Genomic DNA, 23,310 nt, shown 5'->3' on the forward strand with positions numbered 1-23,310 from the left:
AGGAGAGCGGCCGGAGGCCGCGGGCGGCGCAGCCGCCACCGCGCGCAGCGCGGCTCACGGATCAGACCGCGTGGGTCCAGCCGTGGGCGTCCTGCGCGCGGCCGGTCTGGATGTCGACCAGCGCCTTGCGCAGTTCCATCGTGATCGGGCCCGCCTCGCCGGTGCCGACGGTCCAGTTCCCGGTGCTGGACTTGACCGAGCCGACCGGGGTGATCACCGCGGCGGTGCCGCACGCGAAGACCTCGGTGAGCGTGCCGTTCGCATTGCCCTCGCGCCAGTCGTCGACCGAGATCTGCGCCTCCTCGGTGGCGTAGCCGCGGTCGGCGGCCAGTTGCAGCAGCGAGTCCCGGGTGATGCCGGGCAGCAGCGAGCCGGTCAGGCGCGGCGTCACGATCCGCGCGTCCTCGCCCTCCCCGTACACGAAGTACAGGTTCATGCCGCCCATCTCCTCGATCCAGCGACGCTCCACCGCGTCCAGCCAGACCACCTGGTCACAGCCCTGCTCGATGGCCTGGGCCTGGGCCACCAGCGACGCGGCGTAGTTGCCGGCGCACTTGGCCTCGCCGGTGCCGCCGGGCACGGCGCGCACGTACTCCTGGGACAACCACACCGAGACCGGCCGCACGCCGCCCGCGAAGTAGGGGCCGGCCGGCGACGCGATGACCAGGAAGAGGAACTCGTTCGCGGGGCGCACGCCGAGGCCGACCTCGGTGGCGAACATGAAGGGCCGGATGTACAGGCTCTCCTCGGGCGCGCTGGGCACCCACGCGATGTCCTGGCGGATCAGCGCGTCCACCGCGGCCACGAACAGCTCCTCCGGCAGCTCGGGCATGGCGAGCCGGCGGGCGGAGTTGCGGAAGCGGGCGGCGTTCGCGTGCGGCCGGAAGGTGGCCACGCTGCCGTCGGGGCGGCGGTAGGCCTTGAGGCCCTCGAAGATCGCCTGCGCGTAGTGCAGCGTCATGTTCGCGGGGTCGATGTCGAGCGATGCGTAGGGGGTGAGCTGCGCGTCGTACCAGCCGCGTCCCGCACTCCACTTGATGCCGACCATGTGCTCGGTGAACACGCGGCCGAAGCCCGGGTTCTCCAGGCGCGTGGCGCGCTCGGCGTCGCTCAGCGGGTGTGCGGTGGGCTTGAGGTCGATCGTCAGGGAAGCCTGGAGGGCGGGCTCCTGCGGGGCGGCAGTCGTCATGGCTGGTTCTCGTCCTTCACCGTGGAGTATGGCGGGGCCGGGTGCTGCTGGGACCCGGCTTCCCGTACCGGACGTACTGGAAGTGTTCCCGGGAACCGCACCCACGTTCCACCCGGTGAGACGTTAACGCAGTCGACCGGGATCCCGACAGGCGCGGCCCCTGACCCGCCGAACGACCGATTCGCCGGTCCGGCAGGGGGCACGCGTCGACGGGTCCCGGTCGACGAACGTGAGGGTGCCGGCGAATCAGCCGGCTACTCGGGCGGCGAGCGCGTCGCCGATCTGCGAGGTGCTGCGGGTGCCCAGGCCGGCGCGCTCGGCGAGGTCGGCGTAGACCGCCGCCTCGACCCGGCGGGCCTGGTCGGTCAGGCCCAGGTGCTCCAGGAGCATCGCGACCGAGAGCACGGTGGCGGTGGGGTCGGCCTTGCCCTGGCCGGCGATGTCCGGCGCGGAGCCGTGCACCGGCTCGAACATGGACGGGAACTCGCGGGAGGGGTTGATGTTGCCGCTGGCCGCGAGGCCGATGCCGCCGGCGATGGCGGCGGCGAGGTCGGTGATGATGTCGCCGAACAGGTTGTCGGTGACGATCACGTCGAACCGCTCGGGCTGGGTGACCATGAAGATGGTCGCCGCGTCCACGTGCAGGTAGTCGGTGGTGACGTCGGGGAACTCGGCCGCGACCGCCTCGAAGATCCGGGTCCACAGCCGGCCGGCGAACACGAGCACGTTGTTCTTGTGCACCAGGGTCAGCTTCTTGCGCGGGCGGGCCTGGGCCCGGGCGAACGCGTCGCGCACGACCCGCTCGATGCCGAACGCGGTGTTGACGCTGACCTCGGTGGCCACCTCGTGCTCGGTGCCGGTGCGCAGCGTGCCGCCGTTGCCGGTGTACGGCCCCTCGGTGCCCTCACGGACCACCACGAAGTCGATCGCCGCGTCCGCGCCCAGCGGCGAGACCACGCCCGGCGCGAGCCGGGCCGGGCGCAGGTTGACGTGGTGGTCGAAGGCGAAGCGGAGCTTGAGCAGCAGGCCGCGCTCCAGGACCCCCGAGGGCACGCTCGGGTCGCCGATGGCGCCGAGCAGGATCGCGTCCTGGCCGCGCAGCTCGCCGAGCACGCTGTCGGGCAGCGTCTCTCCGGTGCGGTGGTACAGGCGGGCACCGAGGTCGTACTCGGTGGTCTCGATCTTGATATCGCCGGGAAGTACGGCGCCGAGGACCTTCAGACCCTCCGCGACCACTTCCTGGCCGATGCCGTCACCGGGAACCACTGCGAGACGAATGCTGCGAGACATGCGGTGGACCTTACCTTCCGTCCCAGGGACTGATCATGTGCAGTCCGGATGATGGGACGCGACGGGGTGGATCGAGAGTCAGCGGTCCTCGTCGGCGGGCCTGCCGCCGTTGTCGCGACGGTCGAGGGCGCGCTGGAGGGCACGGGCTGCGTTGCGGCGCGCGGTTTCGTCCATGACTGCACTTCCTTCACAAGGCTCGGGTGTCTACACGGTGTGTGACGGACACGTGCAGGGGCCTTGTGGGCGTGCTGAAATTTCCTGCCGTACGGGGATTTCCGGGTACGGAAGGGCCGTCTGCTTTCACGGTAGGCGACGGGTCGCGTCGCTGTCTGCAATTTACTCGGAGTTCCTACTATCTGAGATCGACCGTCCGCCACGCGGCGTGGCGGCGGGCCGCGACCACCCGCTCCCGGACATGCCGAAGGCCCGGGAACCACAAGGGTTCCCGGGCCTGGTACGGCGTGGCGCGCGCCCGGTACCGGCCGCGGCCGGCGTCAGTCGTCCAGGTTCACCGAACGCACGAAGACCGCGCCGATCTCCTCCGCGATGTCGGTGAGGATCTGCGGCTCGACGGTGGTGTCGACGGTGAGTGCCACCAGCGCCTCGCCGCCCTTGGCGGCACGGGCCACCTGCATGCCGGCGATGTTGACGCCCGCCTCGCCGAGGTGCCGGCCGATCACGCCGACCACGCCGGGCTTGTCCACGTAGCGCAGGAAGACCATGTGCGCGGTGAGCACCAGGTCGACGTCGTACCCGTCCACCTCGACGATCTTCTCGATGTGCTTGGGGCCCGCGAGCGTGCCGGAGACCGAGATCTCGCCGCCGTCGGCGAGCGTGCCGCGCACGGTGACCAGGTTGCGGTGGTCCGGGCTCTCCGAACTCGTGGTCAGCCGGATCTCCACGCCGCGCTCCTGGGCCAGCAGCGGGGCGTTGACGTAGGAGACCGACTCCTCCACGACGTCCGCGAAGACACCCTTGAGCGCCGCGAGCTCCAGCACCTTGACGTCGTGCTGGGTAATCTCGCCGCGCACCTCGACATCGAGTCGGACCGCGACGCCGCCCGCGAGGGCGGTGAAGATGCGGCCGAGCTTCTCGGCCAGCGGCAGGCCCGGGCGCACGTCCTCGGCGATCACGCCGCCCTGCACGTTGACCGCGTCCGGCACCAGTTCGCCGGCCAGCGCGAGCCGGACCGACCTGGCCACCGCGACGCCGGCCTTCTCCTGCGCCTCGTCGGTGCTCGCGCCCAGGTGCGGCGTGGCCACCACGCTGTCGAACTCGAACAGCGGGCTGTCCGTGCACGGCTCCTTCGAGAACACGTCCAGGCCGGCGCCGGCCACCCGGCCCTCCTTGAGCGCGGACGCCAGCGCGACCTCGTCCACGATCCCGCCGCGCGCGGCGTTGACGATGCGCACCGTCGGCTTGACCTTGCGCAGCGCCTCGTCGCCGATCAGGCCGAGCGTCTCCGGCGTCTTGGGCAGGTGCACGGTGATGAAGTCGGACTGCTCCAGCACCTCGTCCAGGCTGAGCAGCCGCACGCCCATCTGCGCGGCGCGGGCCGGCTGCACGTAGGGGTCGTAGGCCACGATGTTCATCCCGAACGCGGACATGCGCTGGGCGACCAGGACGCCGATCCGGCCCAGGCCGACCACGCCGAGGGTCTTCTCGGAGAGTTCGACACCGGTGTACTTGCTGCGCTTCCACTCGCCGTTCTTGAGCGCGGCGCTGCCCTGCGGGATGTTGCGCGCGACCGAGATGAGCAGGCCGCAGGCGAGTTCGGCGGCGGTGACGATGTTCGAGGTCGGCGCGTTGACGACCATGACGCCGGCCTTGGTGGCGGCCGGGACGTCCACGTTGTCGAGCCCCACACCGGCGCGCGCGACCACCTTGAGGCGGTTCGCGGCGGCGATCGCCTCGGCGTCCACCTTGGTGGCGCTGCGGATCAGGATGGCGTCGACGTCGGCGATCGCGGACAGCAGCTCACCGCGGTTCGCACCATCGCAGTGGCGGATCTCGAAATCGGGTCCGAGGGCATCGACGGTGGCCGGGGACAGCTCTTCGGCGATGAGAACGACGGGCTTGCTCACGGTTTTCCTTCGCGTGCTGCGATGACGGGTGGCCGCGTGGAAGACGCACGACGGGGTGGCCTGACGCGTGGCCGATCCTACCGCCGCCCTTGTGAAGGACTTCACAGATGTCCGATGTGTGGACTCCGGACGGGCGGGGGCAATTTTTCTGACTCGTCGTCAGATCAGCGGGTGGATCGGCTCGGGATCGACGCGGCGCTCAGTCCGCGGCCAGGAACCACCCGATGGTGACCCGGCGCTGCCCGTTCAGGTCCAGGATGACCACCTCGCCGGAACCCGGGCTGGGCAGCGGCGCGGTGCCGCCGTAGGGCAGCGTGCGGGTCTCGCCGTCGTCCACCTGGACCTCGGCCACCGGCGCGTTCTGTGAGCCGCGCCGCCAGGTGACCCACCACGTCGTGTCGTCGCCGCACTGGAATTCCAGGTGCACCCGGGAGACGAACAGCCAGTCGGCCGGCGTCACGAGATGGCAGCGGGTCGCGTCGCGACCGACCGCCAACGTCGCCCCCGGCCGGCTCGGCGCGCTTGCCATCAGCATGGCGACCGTCGCCGCGTCGTCCGCCCCCGAAGTCGACGCCATGTTGAGATCGAGCACCGGTTTCCTCCCCCACGCTCCTGGCCGTCAGTCCATCCACAGTCGATCCCGCGTGCCGGCCCGCCGTGCGGCCGACCCCCCGTGGTTCAGTCGATCGATCCACCGCGACGTGCGCACGGGCACGGTTCGCGTCCCACAATGCCGCAGGTGACCGCCGTCTGGGCGATCAGGTCCCAACCTCCGTGGACATGCGGGGTGGTGTCCAGATAGTCGGGCCCCAGCAAGTGGTTCAATTCCGGGCAAAGTTCCGAGCTGTAGAAGTCCCGGCGCAGTTCCGTCTTGCAGCGCTCGACGGTGGCCTTGGCCATGTAGAGCATCTCGCACAGTTCGTCGGTGGTCTTGGGCCGCTTGGTGGCACGGCCGTGGATCCAGTCGCAGGACATCGCCGCGAGCACCTCCAGACGCACCCCGCGCAGCTTGGTGCGCAGTTCCTCCGGACCGATGTCCACCGTGGGCGGAGCGCTCCCGTCCGACGACGCGGACGTACTGGGCCGGACCGGCTGCATCGCCCGCCACGCGAGCACCACGCTGCGCCGCCGGGCCAGGTCGCTGACCAGGATGTTGCCGCTGGTGCGCGCGGGCAGCGGCAGGATCGCGCCGTACGGCATGTCCTGCGAGGTCTCGCCGCGCTTGATCCGGACGATCGCCACCGGCGTGTCCCGCTGTCCGCGCGGCCACTCCACGGTCCAGCCCCGGTCCTCGCTGTACTCGAAGACCAGGTGCCTGCGCGAGACGAACAGCCAGTCGTGCGGCGTCAGCAACGGCCGGCACGCGCTGGGGTCGCGCCCCACGAACACCCGCGTGCCCGCCACTCCGGGCGTGCGCACGCTCTTGGGGCTCGGCAGCGGATCGCGCTCCGCCTCGCGGCCGTCCTCGATCGCGACGAACGACATGTTCAGTTCGAGCATGATCCTCTCGCCCCCTCCCCGGTCCTACCGCTCACCTGGTACCCGCGTGCGGCGCGTCCGCACCACACGGGCACGGACCGCGTCCCGTTATGCCGTGGGTGACCGCAGTCTGCGCTATCAGGTCCCAGCCCCCGTGCACGTGCCGCACGGTGTCGAGGTAGTTCGGACCGAGCAGGGAGTTCAGCTCCGGGCACAGCCCCGAACTGTAGAACTCGCGGCGCAGCTTGGTCTTGTAGCGCTCGACCGTGGCCGCGGACAGGTGCAGCAGCTCGCACAGTTCCTTGGTCGACTTGGCGCGCTTGACCGGACGACCGTGCACCCAGTCGCAGGACAGCGCGGCCAGCACCTCCATCTCCGTCTCGGAGAGGCGGTTCTGCAGCACGAACGGCGCGACGTCCTGGGTCTCGGGGACGCCCACGTCCGGTTCGGTGGGCTCCTCGCCCGGGCGTTGCGGCAGGGACACCCGCCACTCCACCAGGACCCGTCGCCGTCGGGCCAGGTCGGTGACCACCACCCGGCCCGGGCGCAGCGAACCCAGCGGCAGCGTCGCGCCGTAGGGCACCGGTTCGGACACGCCCTCGCGATCGATCTGCACCAGCGCGACCGGGCGCGGGTGCGAGCCCTGGAGCCACTCCACGCTCCAGCCGCGCTCCAGGGAGTAGACGAACTCCAGGTGCACACGCGACACGAAGCGCCAGTCCTTCGGCGTGACCAGGCCACAGCGCGACGGGTCCCGGCCGATCGCGATCTTCTTGCCGGGCTCGCTTTGCACCTTCACCGTGCGCGGCCGGGCCAGGTCCGACTCCTGCTGGTCGGCGTCGTCCGACGTCGCCACGGTGAGGATCAGTTCGAGCATCGCCATCCGTCCGGTCTCGTGCCCCGCCCTGGGGCATCGCCCATCTTCCCCCGGTGAACCGTCACCAGGCAGTCCCGCCGTCCGACCGTAGGGCCCCGGGGGCACTCGACGCATCCTCCGGTTGTTCCCGGGGGTCGGCGCCGGAGCGGTGACCCGCCGGAACGGGCAGTGCGTCGCATTCGACCACGACCGCCGTCGCGTCGTCGTCACCGCTCTCGACGGCCGTCCTGGTCAAGGTCGTTGCCGCGTGGAAGGGGTCACCGTGCACGAGGTCGGCCACCGTCTCGTCGGGCAGGTGGCCGACGCCGTCCGTGGCGAGGACCACACGGTCGCCCGGGTGCAGTTCGATGCGCTGCAGTTCGGGGTCGGGGGCCTGGGAGCCGCCCAACGGGGTGGAGGTGAGCAGCCAGGGCCGGCCGAATTCGGCCGCGTTGCCCTGTTCGGTCAGCCGGAACGCCCGGCCGCCGCGCACCAGCCAGCACACGCTGTCGCCGCAGCCGGCCAAGTGCAGCCTGCCGTGTTGCAGGACGGCCGCCACCACGGTCGTGCGCATGCCCTCGTACTGCGCGACGCCGTGCCGGCGCACCGCGAGGTCGGCGACCGCGATCGCGGCGCTGAGCCGGTCGCTCCAGCCCGCGGCCAGGTCGGCGGAGGCGAGTTCGGCCACCAGCGTGCGCACCGCGACGTCGGCCGCGTACCAACCGGCGGGGTGGCCGCCGAGGCCGTCGGCGACGATGAACACGTCGCCCGTCGCGGCGTATCGGTCGTCGTTGTCCCGGGCGGTCAGCTCCGGGCCCAATCCGCGCCGTTCGCGCCGCGCGGCGCGGCGCCGGCCCGGGTGCGAGGACGTGGACCACGCGGACGCCTGGACGCCCAGCGGCGGCCCGGTGTCCTCCGGAACGTCGCCCTCGGCCGCGTCGGCCCGACGCAGGCTGTCGCTGCGCGATGTCGTGGGTACGTCCAACTCGTCCGCCTCCTCGACCGGTTCGGCCGCCGGCGGGTCGGCCGGGAGCTGCCGGGTCTGCGGCTCGGGCACCGGCGGCGGCGACGTGGGCATCGGCGGCACCGAGGGCGGTGGCGGCACCGCGTGCCCGGCGGCGAGGGTGGTGTCGGCGGAGCCACCGGAGATCGTCGGCGGCGCGGGCACCGGCGGCGGCGCGGCCGGGATGCCCGCCTCCGGACGGACCGCGCGCGGGGTCACCGTGTGCGAGATCGCGTCGGGCCCGCGCTCGGCCGTGTCCGGCCCGGTCGCGAACGTCTCGGCGGGCCGGGGGGCCTGGTCCCACAACGAACGCGACGCGGCCTCGGCCGCCTCGGCCGGTGCCGCCTCGGCATCTGCGCGCGGCGGGCCGGAATCCGCCGCCGCGGGCGCCGGTTCGTCCGTCGGGTCGGCGTCGTACCCCTCGTACGACGTGGCGGCGTCCACTCGCGGCCCGTCGTCCGGCTCGGATTCGGTCGCGAACTCGTCGGCCGAGCCGGTCGGCGCGGGCTCCGGGTCGTACGTCGGCCGCGGCTGCGCCGGTCCGTTTCGCTCGGCCGGCTCGCGGGCGGGCGCGTCCTCGAAGTCGAGATACAGGTCGCCGAAGATGTCGTCGTCCGCCGCCGGTGCCCGCTGGGCGCGCAATTCGTCCTGCCGCAGCGTCCGTTCCGGGAAGCCACCGCGAGCCGGCACGGTCGTCTCCCGACCCGAGTCCCCTCTGCCCCTCATGTGTCTCACGCTCCACGATGTCGGCCCGGAACGGCAAGTCCGGTGCGGCGATAGCACTGCCTCGTTCAAGCATGCTGCCTCGGATACGGCCCTGGCATGTGATCCGGAAGGCCAATTCCTTCGGGTTTCCCGGGCGCCGCCGCGCGGATGAACCCGGATGGACCGCCTCGTGGCCTAGGAGCGTCCGGTCCGGACCGCCTCCGAACCGTCCGCGAGCAGGCCGGCGAGCGCGCTGCGGCCCCGGGACAGGCGGGCCTTGATGGTGCCCTCGGGCGCACCCTCGTGCGCGGCGATCTCGGCCACCGACAGCCCGCCCATGTGATGCATCACCACCGCACGGCGCTGGGCCTCGGGAATCTGGCGCAACGCGGCGACCAGGGCCACGGATTCGGGGCCCGGCGCGGGCAGATCCCCGTCCGGGCCGTGCCGGATCCAGCTCTTGAGCGCGGTACGGGTGCGCCGCCACCGGCTGACCGCGATACGTTGACCCACCAGGCGGATCCACGCGACGGGGTTCTCGTAGTCGCTGATCCGCTCCCAGTCCTTCCAGGCCCGGATGTAGGTCTCCTGCGCGGCCTCCTGGGCCTCGCCGAAGTCGCCGGTCAGCGCGTACAGGTGTGCGACGAGGGCGCCGTGGCTCTCCGCGTAGAACACGTCGAAGTCGGCGCGACCGCTCGTGTCCCGTCCCATCGTTCCCCCGCGTCCCGTCGCGGCGTGTCTGTCCTGCCGTGACCCGGTACTTTATCCGGCCCGGGGCGCGCACCCGATGTCGGTTCGGGTCGCGGCACACCCGCCTCGAGCGTCTCTCCCCCACCCACGCACACGACCGGGTGATCGGTTCCGTGTAACGACCAGCCGGATCCCCGAAACCACCACCAGGACCCCGACCACGACGCAGGCGAGCCGCCGGCGCCGACGCCGCGCGATCAACGCCCCCACTGCCGGCCGCCCCCCGTCCCGCCGCTCACCGAGCACGCGCCGCACATCCCGTTCGAACGCGCCGAACAATACGGAAAGCGCCTCCTCGTCCCCCATGCCCCGCGTCCCCCGTCCCTCCCCGCACCGCCCCACGCGACACCCCCGGTACGGTCCACACGCACCCCACCCCCCACGGGTTGCGCCCACTCGCACCCAACCCCCGACGCCCCCACCCCCCGGCGCGTCGGCGCCCCCGACCCCCGCCCACCCCAGTGATCGACGCGCGCAGCGCGGAGAGCGGCGGAGCCGCGGTTTCGGGCTTCGTGGCCCGGAGCGAAGCGCAGGGACACGAAGCCCCGAGCGAGGGACCGCTTTTTCTTGGAGGAGCTTGCGGGGGAAAGAAAAAGCGGTCCCTCGCGAGCCGGCGACGAAGTCGCCCAACAAGAAGCAACGCTGCGGGACACGACTCCGCCCACCCCCTCCAGCCACCCCCTCCGCCCACCCCCTCTCGCCACCCCCACGACCCCGACAACCCGCCCCGCCCCCGCCCCCACACAAAAAAGCACCCCGGACCGATCCCGGCCCGGGGCACTTCACACCGCCGAAGCGGTGGGCGACACGTCGAGGATCAGCCCTCGTTCGTCACCCAGCTCATCATCTTGCGGAGCTCCTTGCCGGTGGTCTCCAGCTTGTGCTCGGAGTCCGCCTTCACGTACTCCTTGTACTTCGGCAGACCCGCCTCGTACTCCGCCATCCACGCGGTCGCGAACGAACCGTCCTGGATCTCGGCGAGCACCTTCTTCATCTCGGCCTTGGTGTCGGCCGTGATGATCCGGGGGCCGGTGATGTAGTCGCCCCACTCGGCGGTCTCCGAGATGGACCAGCGCATCTTCTCCAGGCCGCCCTCGTACATGAGGTCGACGATGAGCTTCAGCTCGTGCATGCACTCGAAGTAGGCGATCTCCGGCTGGTAGCCGGCCTCGACCAGGGTCTCGAAGCCCGCCTTGACCAGCGCCGAGGCGCCGCCGCAGAGCACCGCCTGCTCACCGAACAGGTCGGTCTCGGTCTCCTCGGTGAAGGTGGTCTTGATGACGCCGGCTCGGGTGCCGCCGATGCCCTTCGCGTAGGAGAGGGCGAGCGCCAGGCCCTGTCCCGACGCGTCCTGCTCGACCGCGACGATGCACGGCACGCCGCGACCCTCTTCGTACTGCCGACGGACCAGGTGGCCGGGGCCCTTGGGGGCGACCATGCACACGTCGACGTTGGCCGGCGGCTTGATGAAGCCGAACCGGATGTTGAAGCCGTGCCCGAAGAACAGCGCGTCGCCGTCCTGCAGGTTGGGCTCCACGGCCTCGGCGTAGACCTTCGCCTGGACCGGGTCCGGGGTCAGGATCATGATGACGCTCGCCTCGGCGGCGGCCTCGGCGGGAGTGACGACCCGCAGGCCCGCCTCCTCGGCCTTGGCGCGGCTCTTCGAGCCCTCCAGCAGACCGACCCGCACGTCGACACCGGAGTCCCGCAGCGACAGCGCGTGGGCGTGACCCTGGCTGCCGTAGCCGAGCACCGCGACCTTGCGGTTCTGAATGATGGACAGGTCGGCGTCGTCGTCGTAGAACAGCTCGGCCACTTCGGGGTTCTCCTTCAAGACTGGGTTTTCGGGGCCGTGCCCCGCTCGTCATCTTCGCAAATCACGAACGAACCGCGTGCCACCGGTTTGAAATGTGGACCATGACGGCCCGTCGGAACCGAGATCCCGACGAATCCGCCGGAATCGGGATCCCGGCGGACCCGTCGGAACCGAGGTCCCGACATGTCCATCAGGCCGAGCGCTCCACCGACCGCAGCGAACGGTCGGTGATCGAGCGGCCGCCGCGGCCGATCGCCACGACGCCGGACTGGACGAGTTCCTTGATGCCGAACGGCTCCAGCATGCGCAGCATCGCGGCCAGCTTGTCGGGGCCGCCGGTGGCCTCGACGGTGACCGCCTCGGGCGAGACGTCGACCGTCTTGGCGCGGAAGAGCTGGACGATCTCCACCACTTGCGAACGCGTCTCGTGGTCCGCGCGCACCTTGACCAGCAGGAGCTGGCGCTGCACCGACGCGGGCGGGTCCAGCTCGACGATCTTGAGCACGTTGACCAGCTTGTTGAGCTGTTTCGTGACCTGCTCCAGCGGCAGTTCCTCGACCACGCTGACCACGATGGTGATCCGCGAGATGTCCGGATGCTCGGTGGTGCCGACCGCGAGCGAGTCGATGTTGAAGCCCCGACGCGAGAACAGCGCGGTGATCCGGGCGAGGACACCGGGCTTGTTCTCGACAAGGACCGAGAGGGTGTGCTTGGACATGATCGCTGGACTCCTATGCCTTCCTGATGCCCTGTCGGCCTGTCAGTCGTCCGAGTCGCCGAAGTCGGGACGCACGTCGCGCGCGGCCATCACCTCGTCGTTGGAGGAACCCGCCGCGACCATCGGCCACACCATCGCGTCCTGGTGGACGACGAAGTCGATGACCACGGGCGCGTCGTTGATCGACATCGCCTTGTGGATGGTCTCGTCCAACTGGTCCGGGCTCTCGCAGCGCAGCCCGACGCAGCCCATCGCCTCGGCGAGCTTGACGAAGTCCGGCAGCCGGCGGCTCTGCAGGTCGGTGTTGGAGTAGCGCTCGTTGTAGAAGAGCGTCTGCCACTGGCGGACCATGCCCAGGGTGCCGTTGTTGATGATGGCGACCTTGATCGGGATGTCGTTGACCGCGCAGGTGACCAGCTCCTGGTTGGTCATCTGGAAACAACCGTCGCCGTCGATCGCCCACACCGTGGTGTCCGGCATGCCGGCCTTGGCGCCCATCGCGGCGGGCACCGAGTAGCCCATGGTCCCGGCGCCGCCGGAGTTGAGCCAGGTGTACGGCTTCTCGTAGCGGATGAACTGCGAGGCCCACATCTGGTGCTGGCCGACGCCGGAGGCGAAGATCGTGTCCGGACCCGAGATCGCGCCGAGCCGCTCGATCACCAGTTGCGGCGACAGCGAGCCGTCCGCGGGCAGGTCGTAGCCCAGCGGGTAGGTGTCGCGCCAGCGGTTCAGCGCGGTCCACCACTCCTGGTAGTCGCCGAACCGGCCGGCCTCGTGCTCGGACTGGACCGCGACCACCAGGTCGGCGATCACCTCTCGCGCGTCGCCGACGATCGGCACGTCCGCGGTGCGGTTCTTGGAGATCTCGGCCGGGTCGATGTCCGCGTGCACGATGGTGGCGTACGGCGCGAAGGTGTCCAGCTTGCCGGTGACCCGGTCGTCGAAGCGGGCGCCGAGCGCGAAGATCAGGTCCGACTTCTGCAGCGCGGTGACCGCGGCCACCGTGCCGTGCATGCCCGGCATGCCCAGGTGCTGCGGGTGGCTGTCCGGGAACGCGCCCAGCGCCATCAGCGTGGTGACCACCGGCGCGCCGGTCAGCTCGGCGAGGATCTTCAGCTCGGCCGACGCGTGCGCCTTGAGCACTCCGCCGCCGACGTACAGGACCGGGCGCTTGGCCTCGCTGAGCAGCCGGGCGGCCTCGCGGATCTGCTTCGCGTGCGGCCGGGTGACCGGGCGGTAGCCGGGCAGTTCGGGGGTGCCGTTCCAGACGAAGTCGGTGGTCGCCTGGAGCGCGTCCTTGGAGATGTCGACCAGGACCGGGCCGGGCCGGCCGGTGGAGGCGATGTGGAACGCCGCGGCGATCGTCGGCGCGATCTCGGCCGGGTCGGTGACCAGGAAGTTGTGCTTGGTGATCGGCATCGTGATGCCGCAGATGTCCGCCTCCTGGAAGGCGTCCGTACCGATCGCGGCACTGGCCACCTGACCGGTGATCGCGACGATCGGCACCGAGTCCATGTGCGCGTCGGCGATCGGCGTCACCAGGTTGGTCGCGCCGGGGCCCGACGTGGCCATGCACACCCCGACCTTGCCGGTGGCCTGCGCGTATCCCTCCGCGGCGTGACCCGCGCCCTGCTCGTGCCGGACGAGGATGTGGCGCACCTTCGTCGAGTCCATCATCGGATCGTAGGCGGGAAGAATCGCGCCCCCGGGGATGCCGAAGACCGTGTCCACCCCTGCGGCTTCCAGGGAGCGGATCAGCGCTTGGGCTCCTGTCACCTGATCGGTCATGCTTTCGTCTCTTCTCGATCTGAAGTCGGCATATCGAGTGGGGCGCGAGGCCCGGACCCGTCGGACTGCAACAAAAAACCCCCCGTGCCGTTAGGCAAGCGAGGGGGGCGCGCGAACCGACTCGGTGGTCAGTTCACGCGCTTCTCAAGTACGAGGATGCGGGTCTGCATGCCCGCGACTCTCCCTCCGCGCCCGTGTACGTGTCAAGCCGGCTCTTCGCGCGTCTCAGTATTCGGGATTCTTTGTCCAGGACTGACGGGACGTCATGGTTTCGGCCGGCCCCGACACCACCGCGGCCGCCACCGCGGACACCGACCCGGACACCCACCCGGACGCCGGCGCCGCCCGAGGCCCGCCGCGGCCACACTCAAAGCTGCGGCCGGGGCACCTGGACCGGCAGCGGCGCGCGCGCCTCCGGGAGCGGCTCCGGACGCGGGCCGCGCACCGCGCTGTTGCCCAGCGGCGCCTGGCCCAGCACATCGAAGATCGCGTCCCCGGACACCGCCGGGTGGAACCAGTTTCCCTGCCCCCGCTGACAGCCCATCTCGCGGAGTATGTCGACCTGCGCGTGGCTGTCGATGCCGGCCGCCACCAGGGTCAGCCCGGATTCCAACCCGAGGCGCACGATGGTCGAGGTGAGCACGGTCAGGTGTGGGCACGTGCCGACCTCGGCGACGAACGAGCGGTCGATCTTGAGCGCGTCCACCGGCAGCCGGCGCAGGTAGGTGAGCGAGGAGTGGCCGGTGCCGAAGTCGTCCAGGGACAACCGCACGCCCAATCGGCGCAGCACCGCGATCCGGCCCAGCAGGAGTTCGTCGCCGTCCGGCAGCACGTTGTCGGTGATCTCCAGGGTCAACGCGCCGGCCGGCAGGTCGGCACCGCGCAGGGTCTCCTCCAGCACGTCCAGGAAGCCGGGGCCGGTGAGTTGGCGAGCCGCCAGGCCGACCGTGACACCGATCTCGTGCCCGGCTGCCCGCCACGTGGCGGCGGCCAGCGCGCTCTCCTCCAGCAACCTGCGGCCCACCGCCGAGAGCCGGCCGTCCACGCCCGCGGTCAGCCGGACGTGGTCGGCCCGGCCGGGCACCACGCCGTCCTCGACCCGACACAGCGCCGCCTCCACGTCGCGCACCCGACCGGTGTCCAGGTCCACCACCGGCTGGTACGACACGGACAGTCGGCCGTCCCGGTCCACCCGGCGGCGCCCGGCGGCGCGGGCCGCGCGGCGCTCCACGTCGGCGTCCATGTCGGGGGTGTAGACCTCGACCCGGCCCTTGCCGGCGTCCTTGGCCCGGTACATCGCGGCGTCCGCGTGCCGCATCAGGTCCGCCGGGGCGATGCCGGGCGCGGAGAAGGCGATCCCGATGCTCGCCGCGACGCGTACCTCGCCGTCGGCGATCCGGTACGGCGCGGACAGCGTGGAGAGCAGCCGTTCGGCGATCTCCCGGATCGCCCGCGGGGTGGGATCGCCGACCAGGAGCGCGGCGAACTCGTCGCCGCCGAACCGGGCCACGGTGTCGCCGATCCGGACCGCGTGTTCGAGCCGGCGCGCGGCCTGCACGAGCAGTTCGTCGCCCGCGGTGTGCCCGTAGTTGTCGTTGACCGCCTTGAACCCGTCCAGGTCGACGAACAGCACCGCGATCGTGGGGGTGATCCCGCGCCGCTGGGCCAGCGCGTGCTGGATCCGGTCCTCGAACAGGGCCCGGTTGGGCAGGTCGGTGAGCCGGTCGTGGAAGGCGTCGTGCTCCAGTTGGGTCTGCAGCTTGATCCGGTCGGTGACGTCGCGGCTGTTGAAGATCAGCCCGTCGCCGTACCGGTTCACCGCCGACTCGGTGTGCAGCCAGGTGCCGCCGGCCGAGCGGATCCGACATTCCACCCGCACCATCGCGGTGTCCGCCTCGCCCACCGGCACCGCGCCGTCCAAGAACGCGCGTAGTTCGCGCTGTACGCGCGCGCTCTCCTCGGGATGGATGAGCAGCTCCAGCCGGGTGCCGACCAACTCCTCGGGCTCGAACCCGTACACCCGGCGCACCGCGTGGCTGACGTACTGGAGCACGCCGTCGCTCGCCGCGATCATGATCACATCGCTGGAGCCCTGCACCAGGGACCGGAAGTGGCTCTCCTTCGCCGACAGTTCCTGGGCCATGAACACGTTGTCGACGAGTGTGATGCCCTGCCGCAGGACCAGGGTGACCAGTACGGTCGCGCCGACCCCGAGCACCACCTTGTCCGGCGCGTGGCCGGCCACCGCGCCGCCGAGCACGCCCGCGGTGCACACCGCGGCGGCGATGTAGGGGGTGAGCGCGGACAACATCGAGATGGTGCGGTGCCTGGGACGCTCGTGCGCCTCGACCCGGTCGCCGGTCCACGGCGCGATCGCCAGCAGCAGGCTGCCCGCGAACCAGCCCGCGTCCAACAGGCCGCCGGAGCGGTAGCCGCTGTTGAGTCCCGGTGTGGTCCACAGCGCGTCGCTCATCACGGTGACCGCGAGGCCCACCAGCGCCAGGTTCAGTGCGGCGCGATCTCCCGAACCGGCCCGAAAACGCAATCCGAGGACCATGCTGATCATCAGGATGTCGAGCACCGGATAGGCGAGGGTGAGCACGATCTTGAGGATGTCCGAGCGATCCCCGTTGGTACTGCGGGCCAGCGCGAGGCTCCACCCGAGCGTGAACAGCGAGCCCGCGATCAACCACCCGTCCAGCGCCATGCAGGTCCACGCCGCGATGCCGCGCGGGCGCTGCGCCACCAGGAGCAGGCCCACGATGGTGGGCGGCGCGAACAGCAGGAAGATCACGTCGGTGGGACCGGGCGTGGGCACCGGGACGTCCAGGACGACCTCGTACCAGCCCCAGATCCCGTTGCCGAGCGAGACCATCGTGGCGGAGAAGGCGAACAGCGCCCAGGACAACCGGGCCCGACCGGATTCGCGAACGGCCTTGAGGGCGCAGGAGATCGCCGCCACGGCCGCCGCGGCCGCCAGGCCGAAGTCGCCCATCGCCAGCGACAACGTCGGATTGCCCCAGCCCTGGAGCGCACCGATCGCGTACACGAGACACAGCGGCACGATCAGGTACTTCAACTGCCGCTGCGTAGGGGTGTCGGCCAAGATCAGCAGCCGCACCGGGTCGTCGTGGCTCGGCCACTCCGGCAGTGGTCCCCCGGCATTCCGCACTCCCCTCTGCCCGAAGTCGCCGCCACGGCGCTTCATGGCACTGCACCGGCCCTCACACCCCAGCCGTGAGGCGGGGCGGTCGGCGCCGGCGCGACGGGGGTGCGACACCCGACCGTGCGCGTCTCTCAACGCCCCACGACTCGGACGATACACCAACCCGTCACTGTGAGCTTGTCTTACTCAACACAGAGTAACTAATGATGCCCAGCATGGGAGTCCCTTCCCGTGCATTTGTGACAAAGTCCCGACACTGGACGGAAAAAGGGGCTCTGATCAGGGCAAACCTGGGAGTTTCAGCGATCGGCCGGCGGCCTTCGCGGGGTCCGGAACGCGGGCCGAGGCCCCGCCGGCGGCTCGGCGGGGTCGGCGGCGCGTCGGTGGGGCCGGATCGGTGGGCACTCGTGGTCGGCGACGCGACGCGGTCCGCGCACGCGCGCGGGCGAGGGAGAACTCGGACGGCCGAGCGTGTGACCGGCGCGGAGGGAGCGGGCGGGTCGCTCGGCCGTGGGCACGGGTGGGCGCTCGACCGCGCTCGGGTTTCGTGGCACCCCCGGTCGGGTGCCCGGTTCAGCCCCGCTCGAGCAGGACCGCGCCCGGTTCGCGCGCCACCTCGGTGAAGCCCTGCCCGATCAGGTACGCGATCCAGTAGCGGGCCCAGTCCTTGTTGTTGCCCCACACCTCGATCGCCGCGTACCCGCGCCCTGGCAGCAGGGTCGGGAAGTCGGTCACCCGCGCCGCCCGCGAGACCAGTTGCGGCGAGAAGCTCATCGTGGCCGACACCGTCGCGCCGTCCGGGACCCGGTCGAGCACCTTGTGCGCCGAGCGCACCCGGTCCGGCACCGTGTAGGTGCGCTTGTGCAGCAGGTCCATCAGCGGGAAGTCGCGCGCGAACGCCAGCGACACCGCGAGCGGGACGATCGCCGCGTGGATCGCGTACCGGCGCAGCCAATGCGCCCGCGACGCGCGCAGCCGGACCACGCCGTCCACGAACGCCGCGAACACGATCGGCATCAGGACCGCGCTGTAGTGGAAGTACGTGCCCCAGTAGTACTCGTTGCTGGAGGTGAACCGCCACAACATCGTCGGCACGATCATCGCCAGGATCGGCGAACGCAGCGCGATGAAGCCGGTGGGCAGCAGCAGGGTGAACAACGTCATCCACTTCACGCTGGGCAGCACCATCGACTTGGGCAGTTCGATGATCAGCTCGGAGATCGGCACCTGGCCCAACGCCGTGGTGGGATCCGCGTTGCCGGATCGCTGGCTGGAGTCGAGGTTGCCCCAGAACGCGTACGTGTCGTTGGGGTTGATCGCCGGCAGCAACACGAAGATCGCCAGCGCGAACGCCGACGCGCCGATCAGCACGTGTGCCGCGGCCATCTTCCAACGGCGCAGCAGCAACAGCGGCACGGCGGCGGCGGCGAAGGTGAGCCCGAGGTCCTCCTTGACCAGGATCAGCGGCAACCACCAGGCCATCGCCGTGAGGTACCGGCCGAGCAGGAAGCGGTCCAGGCCGAAGGCCAGCAGCGGTACCGCGAACGCGATCTCGTGGAAGTCGAACGAGACGGCCGACTGGATGCCCCAGGACAGGCCGTACGCGACGCCGAGCGCGGCCGTGCCCCACGGGCCGAACGCGCGCGCGGCGATCCGGGTGATCGGCACGACCGAGATCGCGACCAGGAACGCCTGGGCGACCAGCAGCGTGCTCGGGCCGGGGAAGACCCGGTAGATCGGACCGAGCAGCGCCAGGATCGGATGGAAGTGCTCGCCGAGCACGTTGAAGTCGGGCGCCCGGATGTCCGACACGGGCGCCTCGAAGTTCGAGTACGCCCGGACCACCTGCTCGAACAGACCCAGGTCGTAGGCGTGCGTCTCCATCCGGCGGTGCCGCAGCAGCGAGTGCGTCGCGTAGACCACGAAGAACAGCGCGGCGAGCAGGTACGGGAGGGCGCCCGGGCCGATCCGTCGCCGGGCCCGCTCGACCACCGTGCGCAATCCGCGGTCGTGTTCACCCGTTCGGGGAGCGATCACCGCCCCTTCGACGACTGCCGAGGCGGCGGGCGCGGCGGCCGCCTCGGCGGTGTCGGGGGCCTCGAACCGCCTGTGAACAGCGCCGGGCGCCGTCCCCCTGTCGTTCATGTCTCTCCGTCCGGGTCGGCGTGCGCGGGCACACCGTACCGGTGTCGGCCCTCACCCGAAGCAGAGCGCGACCGGACGGTTTTTGTCGCTCAATCACGCACGACGTTCGCCGGAGTCACCCCTTCGGACCAGCGTTCGAGCTGCTGGCGGATCAGTCGCAGGGCGCGCGGGAGGAAAGCGGACGAGCTGCCGCCGACGTGCGGGCTGATCAATGTGCCGGGGGCGAAACGCAGGGGGTGGTCGGCGGGCAGCGGCTCGGGATCGGTGACGTCCAGCGCCGCGCGCAGCCGGCCGGCGCCCAGTTCGGCGAGCAGCGCGTCGGTGTCCACGACCGGGCCGCGCGCGACGTTGACCACGAGCGCGCCGGTCGGGAGCCGGGCCAGGAAGTCGGCGTCGACGAGGCCGCGGGTGTCCTCGGTGAGCGGGACCGTGACGATCACCACGTCGGCGTGCGGGAGCAGTTCGGGCAGCTCGGCCATCGCCCGGACCGGGCCGTGCGCGCCGGCCCGGGCGCTGCGGGCGACCCGGACCACGTCCACCTCGAAGCCCTGGAGCCGGCGGTCCACCGCCTCGCCGATCGCCCCGTACCCGAGGATCAGCACGGTCTTGTCGGCCAGCGCCGGATAGAACCCCGACCGCCACTCGCCCGCGTCCTGGCCGCGCACGAAGGTCGGGATGTCGCGCAGCGCGGCGAGGGTGAGGGTGAGCGCGAGTTCGGCGGTGCTGGTCTCGTGGATGCCTCGCCCGTTGCACAGCAGCACGCCTGGCGGCAGGTACGGCAGCACGTGTTCGTAGCCCGCGGTCAGCGTCTGGATCATCCTGAGCCGGGGCATGTCCGCGATCCGGGCGAGCGGTTCGCGGTCGAAGGTGTAGGGCAGGACGTACAGCTCGACGTCGGCGGCGGTGTCCGGCACCGGGCCGCCCAAGCCGTCGTAGACGTCGATGATCGAGGCGCCGCCGTGGTCGCCGCCGTCACCGTCGCCCTTGCCGGCGCCGGCGCCGAGTTTGCCGGGGAGCGGGGCGAGTTGTTCGAGGGTGTACGGAACCCAGATCCTGCCTTCGGTGACCATGGCAGGAACTCTAAATGTCGTGTCGGGCCCCTCCCTCGCGGGCCCGGGCCGCTTAGGGTCGAGGTAACCCGAGAAGGTGGTGTTTCCGGTGCGCATACGCCGTCCCAAGCCTCGTTGGCCCGCCCTGGCGCTCGCCGCCGCGATGGCGGCCGGACTCACCGCGTGCGGTGGTGACGACGGCTCGTCGGGCGGCAAGGCCACACCGGGCGGCTCCTCCGCGCCGGTGGCCGGGACGCAGCCGCCGAACGTGCCGGCCGGGCCGACCGCGGCCAGGGTCGCCGAGCCGGTCGTGGTCGGCGAGTCGGCCCGGGATCTGAACACGCCGTGGGGCGTGGCGGTGCTGCCGGACAAGGACGCGCTGGTGTCCTCGCGCGACACGGGCACGATCACCCGCTTCGGCCCGGGCACCTCGACACCGGTGGTGGTGGGCACGGTGCCGGGTTCGGTGCATCGCGGGGAGGGGGGTCTGCTCGGGATCGCGGTGTCGCCGAACTTCGCGACCGACCACTTCCTGTACGCGTACCTGACCACGGAGCAGGACAACCGGATCGTCCGGATGACGTACGTGCCGGGGCAGCCGTTGGGCGGCCCCGAGGTGCTGGTCTCCGGGATCCCGGCGGGCTCGAACCACAACGGCGGCCGGATCGCGTTCGGCCCCGACGGCATGTTGTACGCGGGCACCGGCGAGGCCGGCCGGAAGGCCTTGGCGCAGGACGTTTCCTCGCTCGGCGGCAAGATCCTGCGGCTCACCCCGGACGGCGAGCCGGCGCCCGGCAACCCGTTCCCGAACTCCCCGGTGTGGAGCCTGGGTCACCGCAACGTCCAGGGCCTCGCCTGGGATTCGACCGGGCGGCTGTGGGCGGGCGAGTTCGGCCAGGACACCTGGGACGAGCTGAACCTGATCCGCTCCGGCGCCAACTACGGCTGGCCGGAGGTCGAGGGCACCGGTGACGACCCGCGGTACATGAACCCGGTCGCCCAGTGGGCCACCGACGACGCCTCCCCGAGCGGCATCGCGATCCTGGGCGACGTCGTCTACCTGGCCGGCCTCAAGGGCGAACGGCTGTGGCAGGCCCCGATCCTGGGCTCCACGGTCGGCACGCCGAAGGCGTACTTCCAGGGCAAGTACGGCCGGCTGCGCACGGTGCTGGCCGTCTCGGGCGAACTGTGGTTGACCACCAGCATGACGGACGGCCGGGGCAGCCCGCGCAAGGGCGACGACCGCATCCTGCGCCTCGTGCTGAACTGACCCCCGGGTCAACCGGCGGCGGCCGCGCACAGGTCGGCGAGTTCGGTCAGTGTGCCCTCGAAATCGGCGGTCAGACCGGCCAGGATCACCCAGGCCTCCGGGTTGGGGCCGATCCGCTTGCCGAGTCGGGCGAGCGCCGGGCCGGCGCTGCCCGGGGCCCAGTGGTAGGCGTCGATCGCGACCAGGGCCTCGAACGCGTGCCGGGCCGGGCGGGCATGCCGAACGACCTCCTCGGCGTCCGACTCGCCGGAGGTGACCGCGGCGACGAGCCAGGAGTGCCACGGGTCGAGCGCGGTGTCGCGAAGCCGGTCGGCGGGTGGCCGGCGGTGCTCGGGTATCGGCGGTTCGGCACGCGGTCCCCGGTCCCAGCGAGCGCGCAACTCCCGGAGCGGGGTCTGGTCCCGGGTGGCCAACGCGGCCTGCGCGGTGACCTTGATCCGCTCCGGGAACAGCTCGCCGTGGCGGCCCAGGATGTCGGCGGTCACGCTCGGGTCGGCGCGCTCCCACAGGCTCAGCACGATGTCGATCCAGTCGATCCGGCGCAGCTTGCGGGCCTCGCAACCCGGCAGCGCGTGGTCCACCAGCGCCGGATCGCCGGAGAGAGCGTACGCCTCGGGCTCGCCGCCGTAGGGGGGTTCGTTGAGCAATTGGGCGCGCAGCTCCGGGTGCATCGGGACGCGGGGGCGGTCGGCCCGGCGGCCGGCGTAGATCTCGCGGCGCAATTCGGCGGTGACGCCGGAGCGGTTGTCCACCAGGAGTCGGTCGAGCCGGTCGTCGCCGAGGTCCTTGAGCAGGCCGGCGTAGTGGCGGCCGATGCTCTGGTGCTCGGCGAGCGCCGCGAGCAGCGCGTGGTGTGCGCAACGCAGCGCCGCGTCGGCGACGTTCGGTAGCGGCGGGACGTTGCCGGGAAGCAGCGCCACCGCCGCCGCGTCGTCGAGGTGCGGGATGAGGGTGGTGAGTTCGTCGGCGGTGAGCCGGCGGAGCAGGAAGGCCATGGACGGCCGTACGGCGGCCGGCACCCGGATCGCGGCCTCGCCCGTGTGCGTCCTCGCGTCCGCGAACAGCTCGGGCAGGGTGCCGGCGTGGCGACCGAGGGTGCGGGCCACGTGCGCCCAGGCGGCGGAACTGGTGCCGAGCGTGTCGACGATCTCGGGCCGGAGCAGTTCGTGGATGGTGCTCTCGCCGGTGACGTAGGCGTGTTCGCGGGAGACCACGGCGAGCACCTGGGCGGCGACGCGCGCGGGTCGCATGCGGTTCAGGATCTCGCGCGGCGCCAGTACGCCGGCGCGCAGCGCGGGTCCCACCTGGTCGAGCGCCTCGGTCCGGGTGACGGGCACATCCGGCCGGTGCAGCACGCTCACGGACCCGGCGCGGCGAGCGGTATACGCGAGCAGCGGATGCGCGCGCAACAGCTCGAGCACGCGCTCCACCGCCACTCCCGCGCGCCGCAACTCCCGGCGCCCCAGGTCGAGTACCTCGTTCGGACCGCCCGGCGGATCGAGGACCTCGTCCTCACCCTCCGGCGGAAACACCCAGGCCACCACCGGATACCCACCGGCCTCGATCAACCGACACAACTGCGCCGCGCTCAACCGCGGATTACCCGCGGCCCGCACCACCTCGTCGGCACTCCCGCACGCGGCGATCGCCTCCACCAGCCCGTCCGACAGACACACCTCATCCGCCACCCAGGCAGCCACCCCCCGCACCCCCACCAACCGCGCGAACACCCCGCCCACCTCGCCCGCGCCCAACTCCCGCAACACCAGCCCCAGCCCCTGGACCATGACTCCCCTTCCCTCCACCCCCACGCTAACCCCCGGCACCCCCGCCCCCTCCGCGGCGGCGGAGGGAGTGGGGGTGCCGGGCGCGGGAGCGGCGACGGCAGCGGTCGCGGGGGCGAAGACGGACGCGACAGCGTCGGCGGCGGGCCCAAAGGCGGCGACGGACGCGACAAGCCGCATCCGTGACCTCGGCGATCCCAGCCCGCCCAGCCCGCCCC

15 protein-coding genes and 1 pseudogene are annotated in these 23,310 nt (G+C 71.5%); 1 reads left to right on the forward strand and 15 read right to left on the reverse strand.

The window, feature by feature from the left end; translation table 11 throughout:
• Positions 1-61: 61 nt before the first annotated feature.
• The 14 genes and pseudogenes from ACWCPW_RS30425 to ACWCPW_RS30490 form a co-directional block, all read right to left on the reverse strand.
• On the reverse strand, positions 62-1,189 hold the full coding sequence (locus ACWCPW_RS30425) for a branched-chain amino acid aminotransferase (RefSeq protein WP_449764765.1): 1,128 nt from the start codon (positions 1,187-1,189) through the stop codon (positions 62-64).
• A 246-nt stretch (positions 1,190-1,435) separates the two neighbouring features.
• Complete coding sequence (locus tag ACWCPW_RS30430) at positions 1,436-2,479, reverse strand: 3-isopropylmalate dehydrogenase (RefSeq protein WP_449764766.1); 1,044 nt, start codon at positions 2,477-2,479, stop codon at positions 1,436-1,438.
• A gap of 494 nt (positions 2,480-2,973) precedes the next feature.
• Positions 2,974-4,563 carry a phosphoglycerate dehydrogenase gene (serA, locus tag ACWCPW_RS30435; RefSeq protein WP_449764767.1) on the reverse strand — a complete coding sequence of 530 codons (1,590 nt, stop codon included), beginning with the start codon at positions 4,561-4,563 and terminating at the stop codon, positions 2,974-2,976.
• Positions 4,564-4,762: 199 nt separating this feature from the next.
• Positions 4,763-5,155, reverse strand: a complete 393-nt coding sequence (locus ACWCPW_RS30440; protein WP_449764768.1) for a hypothetical protein — start codon at positions 5,153-5,155, stop codon at positions 4,763-4,765.
• A gap of 86 nt (positions 5,156-5,241) precedes the next feature.
• Positions 5,242-6,063, reverse strand: coding sequence for a hypothetical protein (locus tag ACWCPW_RS30445; RefSeq protein ID WP_449764769.1), 822 nt, complete (start codon positions 6,061-6,063; stop codon positions 5,242-5,244).
• Between the two features lie 31 nt (positions 6,064-6,094).
• Positions 6,095-6,925, reverse strand: coding sequence for a hypothetical protein (locus tag ACWCPW_RS30450; RefSeq protein ID WP_161354475.1), 831 nt, complete (start codon positions 6,923-6,925; stop codon positions 6,095-6,097).
• A gap of 55 nt (positions 6,926-6,980) precedes the next feature.
• Positions 6,981-8,627 (reverse strand): PP2C family protein-serine/threonine phosphatase, encoded by a 1,647-nt coding sequence (locus tag ACWCPW_RS30455; protein WP_449764770.1) that lies wholly within the window; start codon positions 8,625-8,627, stop codon positions 6,981-6,983.
• A gap of 174 nt (positions 8,628-8,801) precedes the next feature.
• The gene (locus tag ACWCPW_RS30460; protein WP_449764771.1) at positions 8,802-9,317 is read right to left on the reverse strand and encodes a SigE family RNA polymerase sigma factor; all 516 of its coding nucleotides are present in this window, start codon (positions 9,315-9,317) and stop codon (positions 8,802-8,804) included.
• Positions 9,318-10,173: 856 nt separating this feature from the next.
• Complete coding sequence (ilvC, locus tag ACWCPW_RS30465) at positions 10,174-11,172, reverse strand: ketol-acid reductoisomerase (protein ID WP_395873462.1); 999 nt, start codon at positions 11,170-11,172, stop codon at positions 10,174-10,176.
• Positions 11,173-11,362: 190 nt separating this feature from the next.
• Positions 11,363-11,890, reverse strand: a complete 528-nt coding sequence (gene ilvN / locus ACWCPW_RS30470) for an acetolactate synthase small subunit (RefSeq protein WP_020556335.1) — start codon at positions 11,888-11,890, stop codon at positions 11,363-11,365.
• 42 nt (positions 11,891-11,932) lie between these two features.
• Positions 11,933-13,705, reverse strand: a pseudogene (locus ACWCPW_RS30475) (acetolactate synthase large subunit); the annotation flags it as partial.
• A 340-nt stretch (positions 13,706-14,045) separates the two neighbouring features.
• Positions 14,046-16,799, reverse strand: a complete 2,754-nt coding sequence (locus ACWCPW_RS30480) for a putative bifunctional diguanylate cyclase/phosphodiesterase (RefSeq protein ID WP_449764772.1) — start codon at positions 16,797-16,799, stop codon at positions 14,046-14,048.
• A 618-nt stretch (positions 16,800-17,417) separates the two neighbouring features.
• Positions 17,418-18,989 (reverse strand): DUF2079 domain-containing protein, encoded by a 1,572-nt coding sequence (locus ACWCPW_RS30485; RefSeq protein ID WP_449764773.1) that lies wholly within the window; start codon positions 18,987-18,989, stop codon positions 17,418-17,420.
• Between the two features lie 89 nt (positions 18,990-19,078).
• Positions 19,079-20,059, reverse strand: coding sequence for a 2-hydroxyacid dehydrogenase (locus ACWCPW_RS30490; protein WP_449764774.1), 981 nt, complete (start codon positions 20,057-20,059; stop codon positions 19,079-19,081).
• A 142-nt stretch (positions 20,060-20,201) separates the two neighbouring features.
• On the opposite strand from ACWCPW_RS30490, the gene ACWCPW_RS30495 reads away from it, so the two are divergent.
• On the forward strand, positions 20,202-21,308 hold the full coding sequence (locus tag ACWCPW_RS30495) for a PQQ-dependent sugar dehydrogenase (RefSeq protein ID WP_449764790.1): 1,107 nt from the start codon (positions 20,202-20,204) through the stop codon (positions 21,306-21,308).
• Between the two features lie 8 nt (positions 21,309-21,316).
• Here ACWCPW_RS30495 and ACWCPW_RS30500 read toward each other — a convergent pair whose 3' ends face one another.
• Positions 21,317-23,095 (reverse strand): hypothetical protein, encoded by a 1,779-nt coding sequence (locus ACWCPW_RS30500; RefSeq protein ID WP_449764775.1) that lies wholly within the window; start codon positions 23,093-23,095, stop codon positions 21,317-21,319.
• Positions 23,096-23,310: the final 215 nt, after the last annotated feature.

It is taken from the genome of Embleya sp. NPDC001921, assembly GCF_053594475.1.

What these genes read in the sequence shown, in the direction of transcription:
- ACWCPW_RS30425 (WP_449764765.1), bottom strand. Translation starts at nt 1,189, where the DNA reads ATGACGACTGCCGCCCCGCAGGAGCCCGCCCTCCAGGCTTCCCTGACG.
- ACWCPW_RS30430 (WP_449764766.1), bottom strand. Translation starts at nt 2,479, where the DNA reads ATGTCTCGCAGCATTCGTCTCGCAGTGGTTCCCGGTGACGGCATCGGC.
- ACWCPW_RS30445 (WP_449764769.1), bottom strand. Translation starts at nt 6,063, where the DNA reads ATGCTCGAACTGAACATGTCGTTCGTCGCGATCGAGGACGGCCGCGAG.
- ACWCPW_RS30450 (WP_161354475.1), bottom strand. Translation starts at nt 6,925, where the DNA reads ATGGCGATGCTCGAACTGATCCTCACCGTGGCGACGTCGGACGACGCC.
- ACWCPW_RS30455 (WP_449764770.1), bottom strand. Translation starts at nt 8,627, where the DNA reads ATGAGGGGCAGAGGGGACTCGGGTCGGGAGACGACCGTGCCGGCTCGC.
- ACWCPW_RS30460 (WP_449764771.1), bottom strand. Translation starts at nt 9,317, where the DNA reads ATGGGACGGGACACGAGCGGTCGCGCCGACTTCGACGTGTTCTACGCG.
- ilvN (WP_020556335.1), bottom strand. Translation starts at nt 11,890, where the DNA reads ATGTCCAAGCACACCCTCTCGGTCCTTGTCGAGAACAAGCCCGGTGTC.
- ACWCPW_RS30485 (WP_449764773.1), bottom strand. Translation starts at nt 18,989, where the DNA reads ATGAACGACAGGGGGACGGCGCCCGGCGCTGTTCACAGGCGGTTCGAG.
- ACWCPW_RS30490 (WP_449764774.1), bottom strand. Translation starts at nt 20,059, where the DNA reads ATGGTCACCGAAGGCAGGATCTGGGTTCCGTACACCCTCGAACAACTC.
- ACWCPW_RS30495 (WP_449764790.1), top strand. Translation starts at nt 20,202, where the DNA reads ATGGCGGCCGGACTCACCGCGTGCGGTGGTGACGACGGCTCGTCGGGC.
- ACWCPW_RS30500 (WP_449764775.1), bottom strand. Translation starts at nt 23,095, where the DNA reads ATGGTCCAGGGGCTGGGGCTGGTGTTGCGGGAGTTGGGCGCGGGCGAG.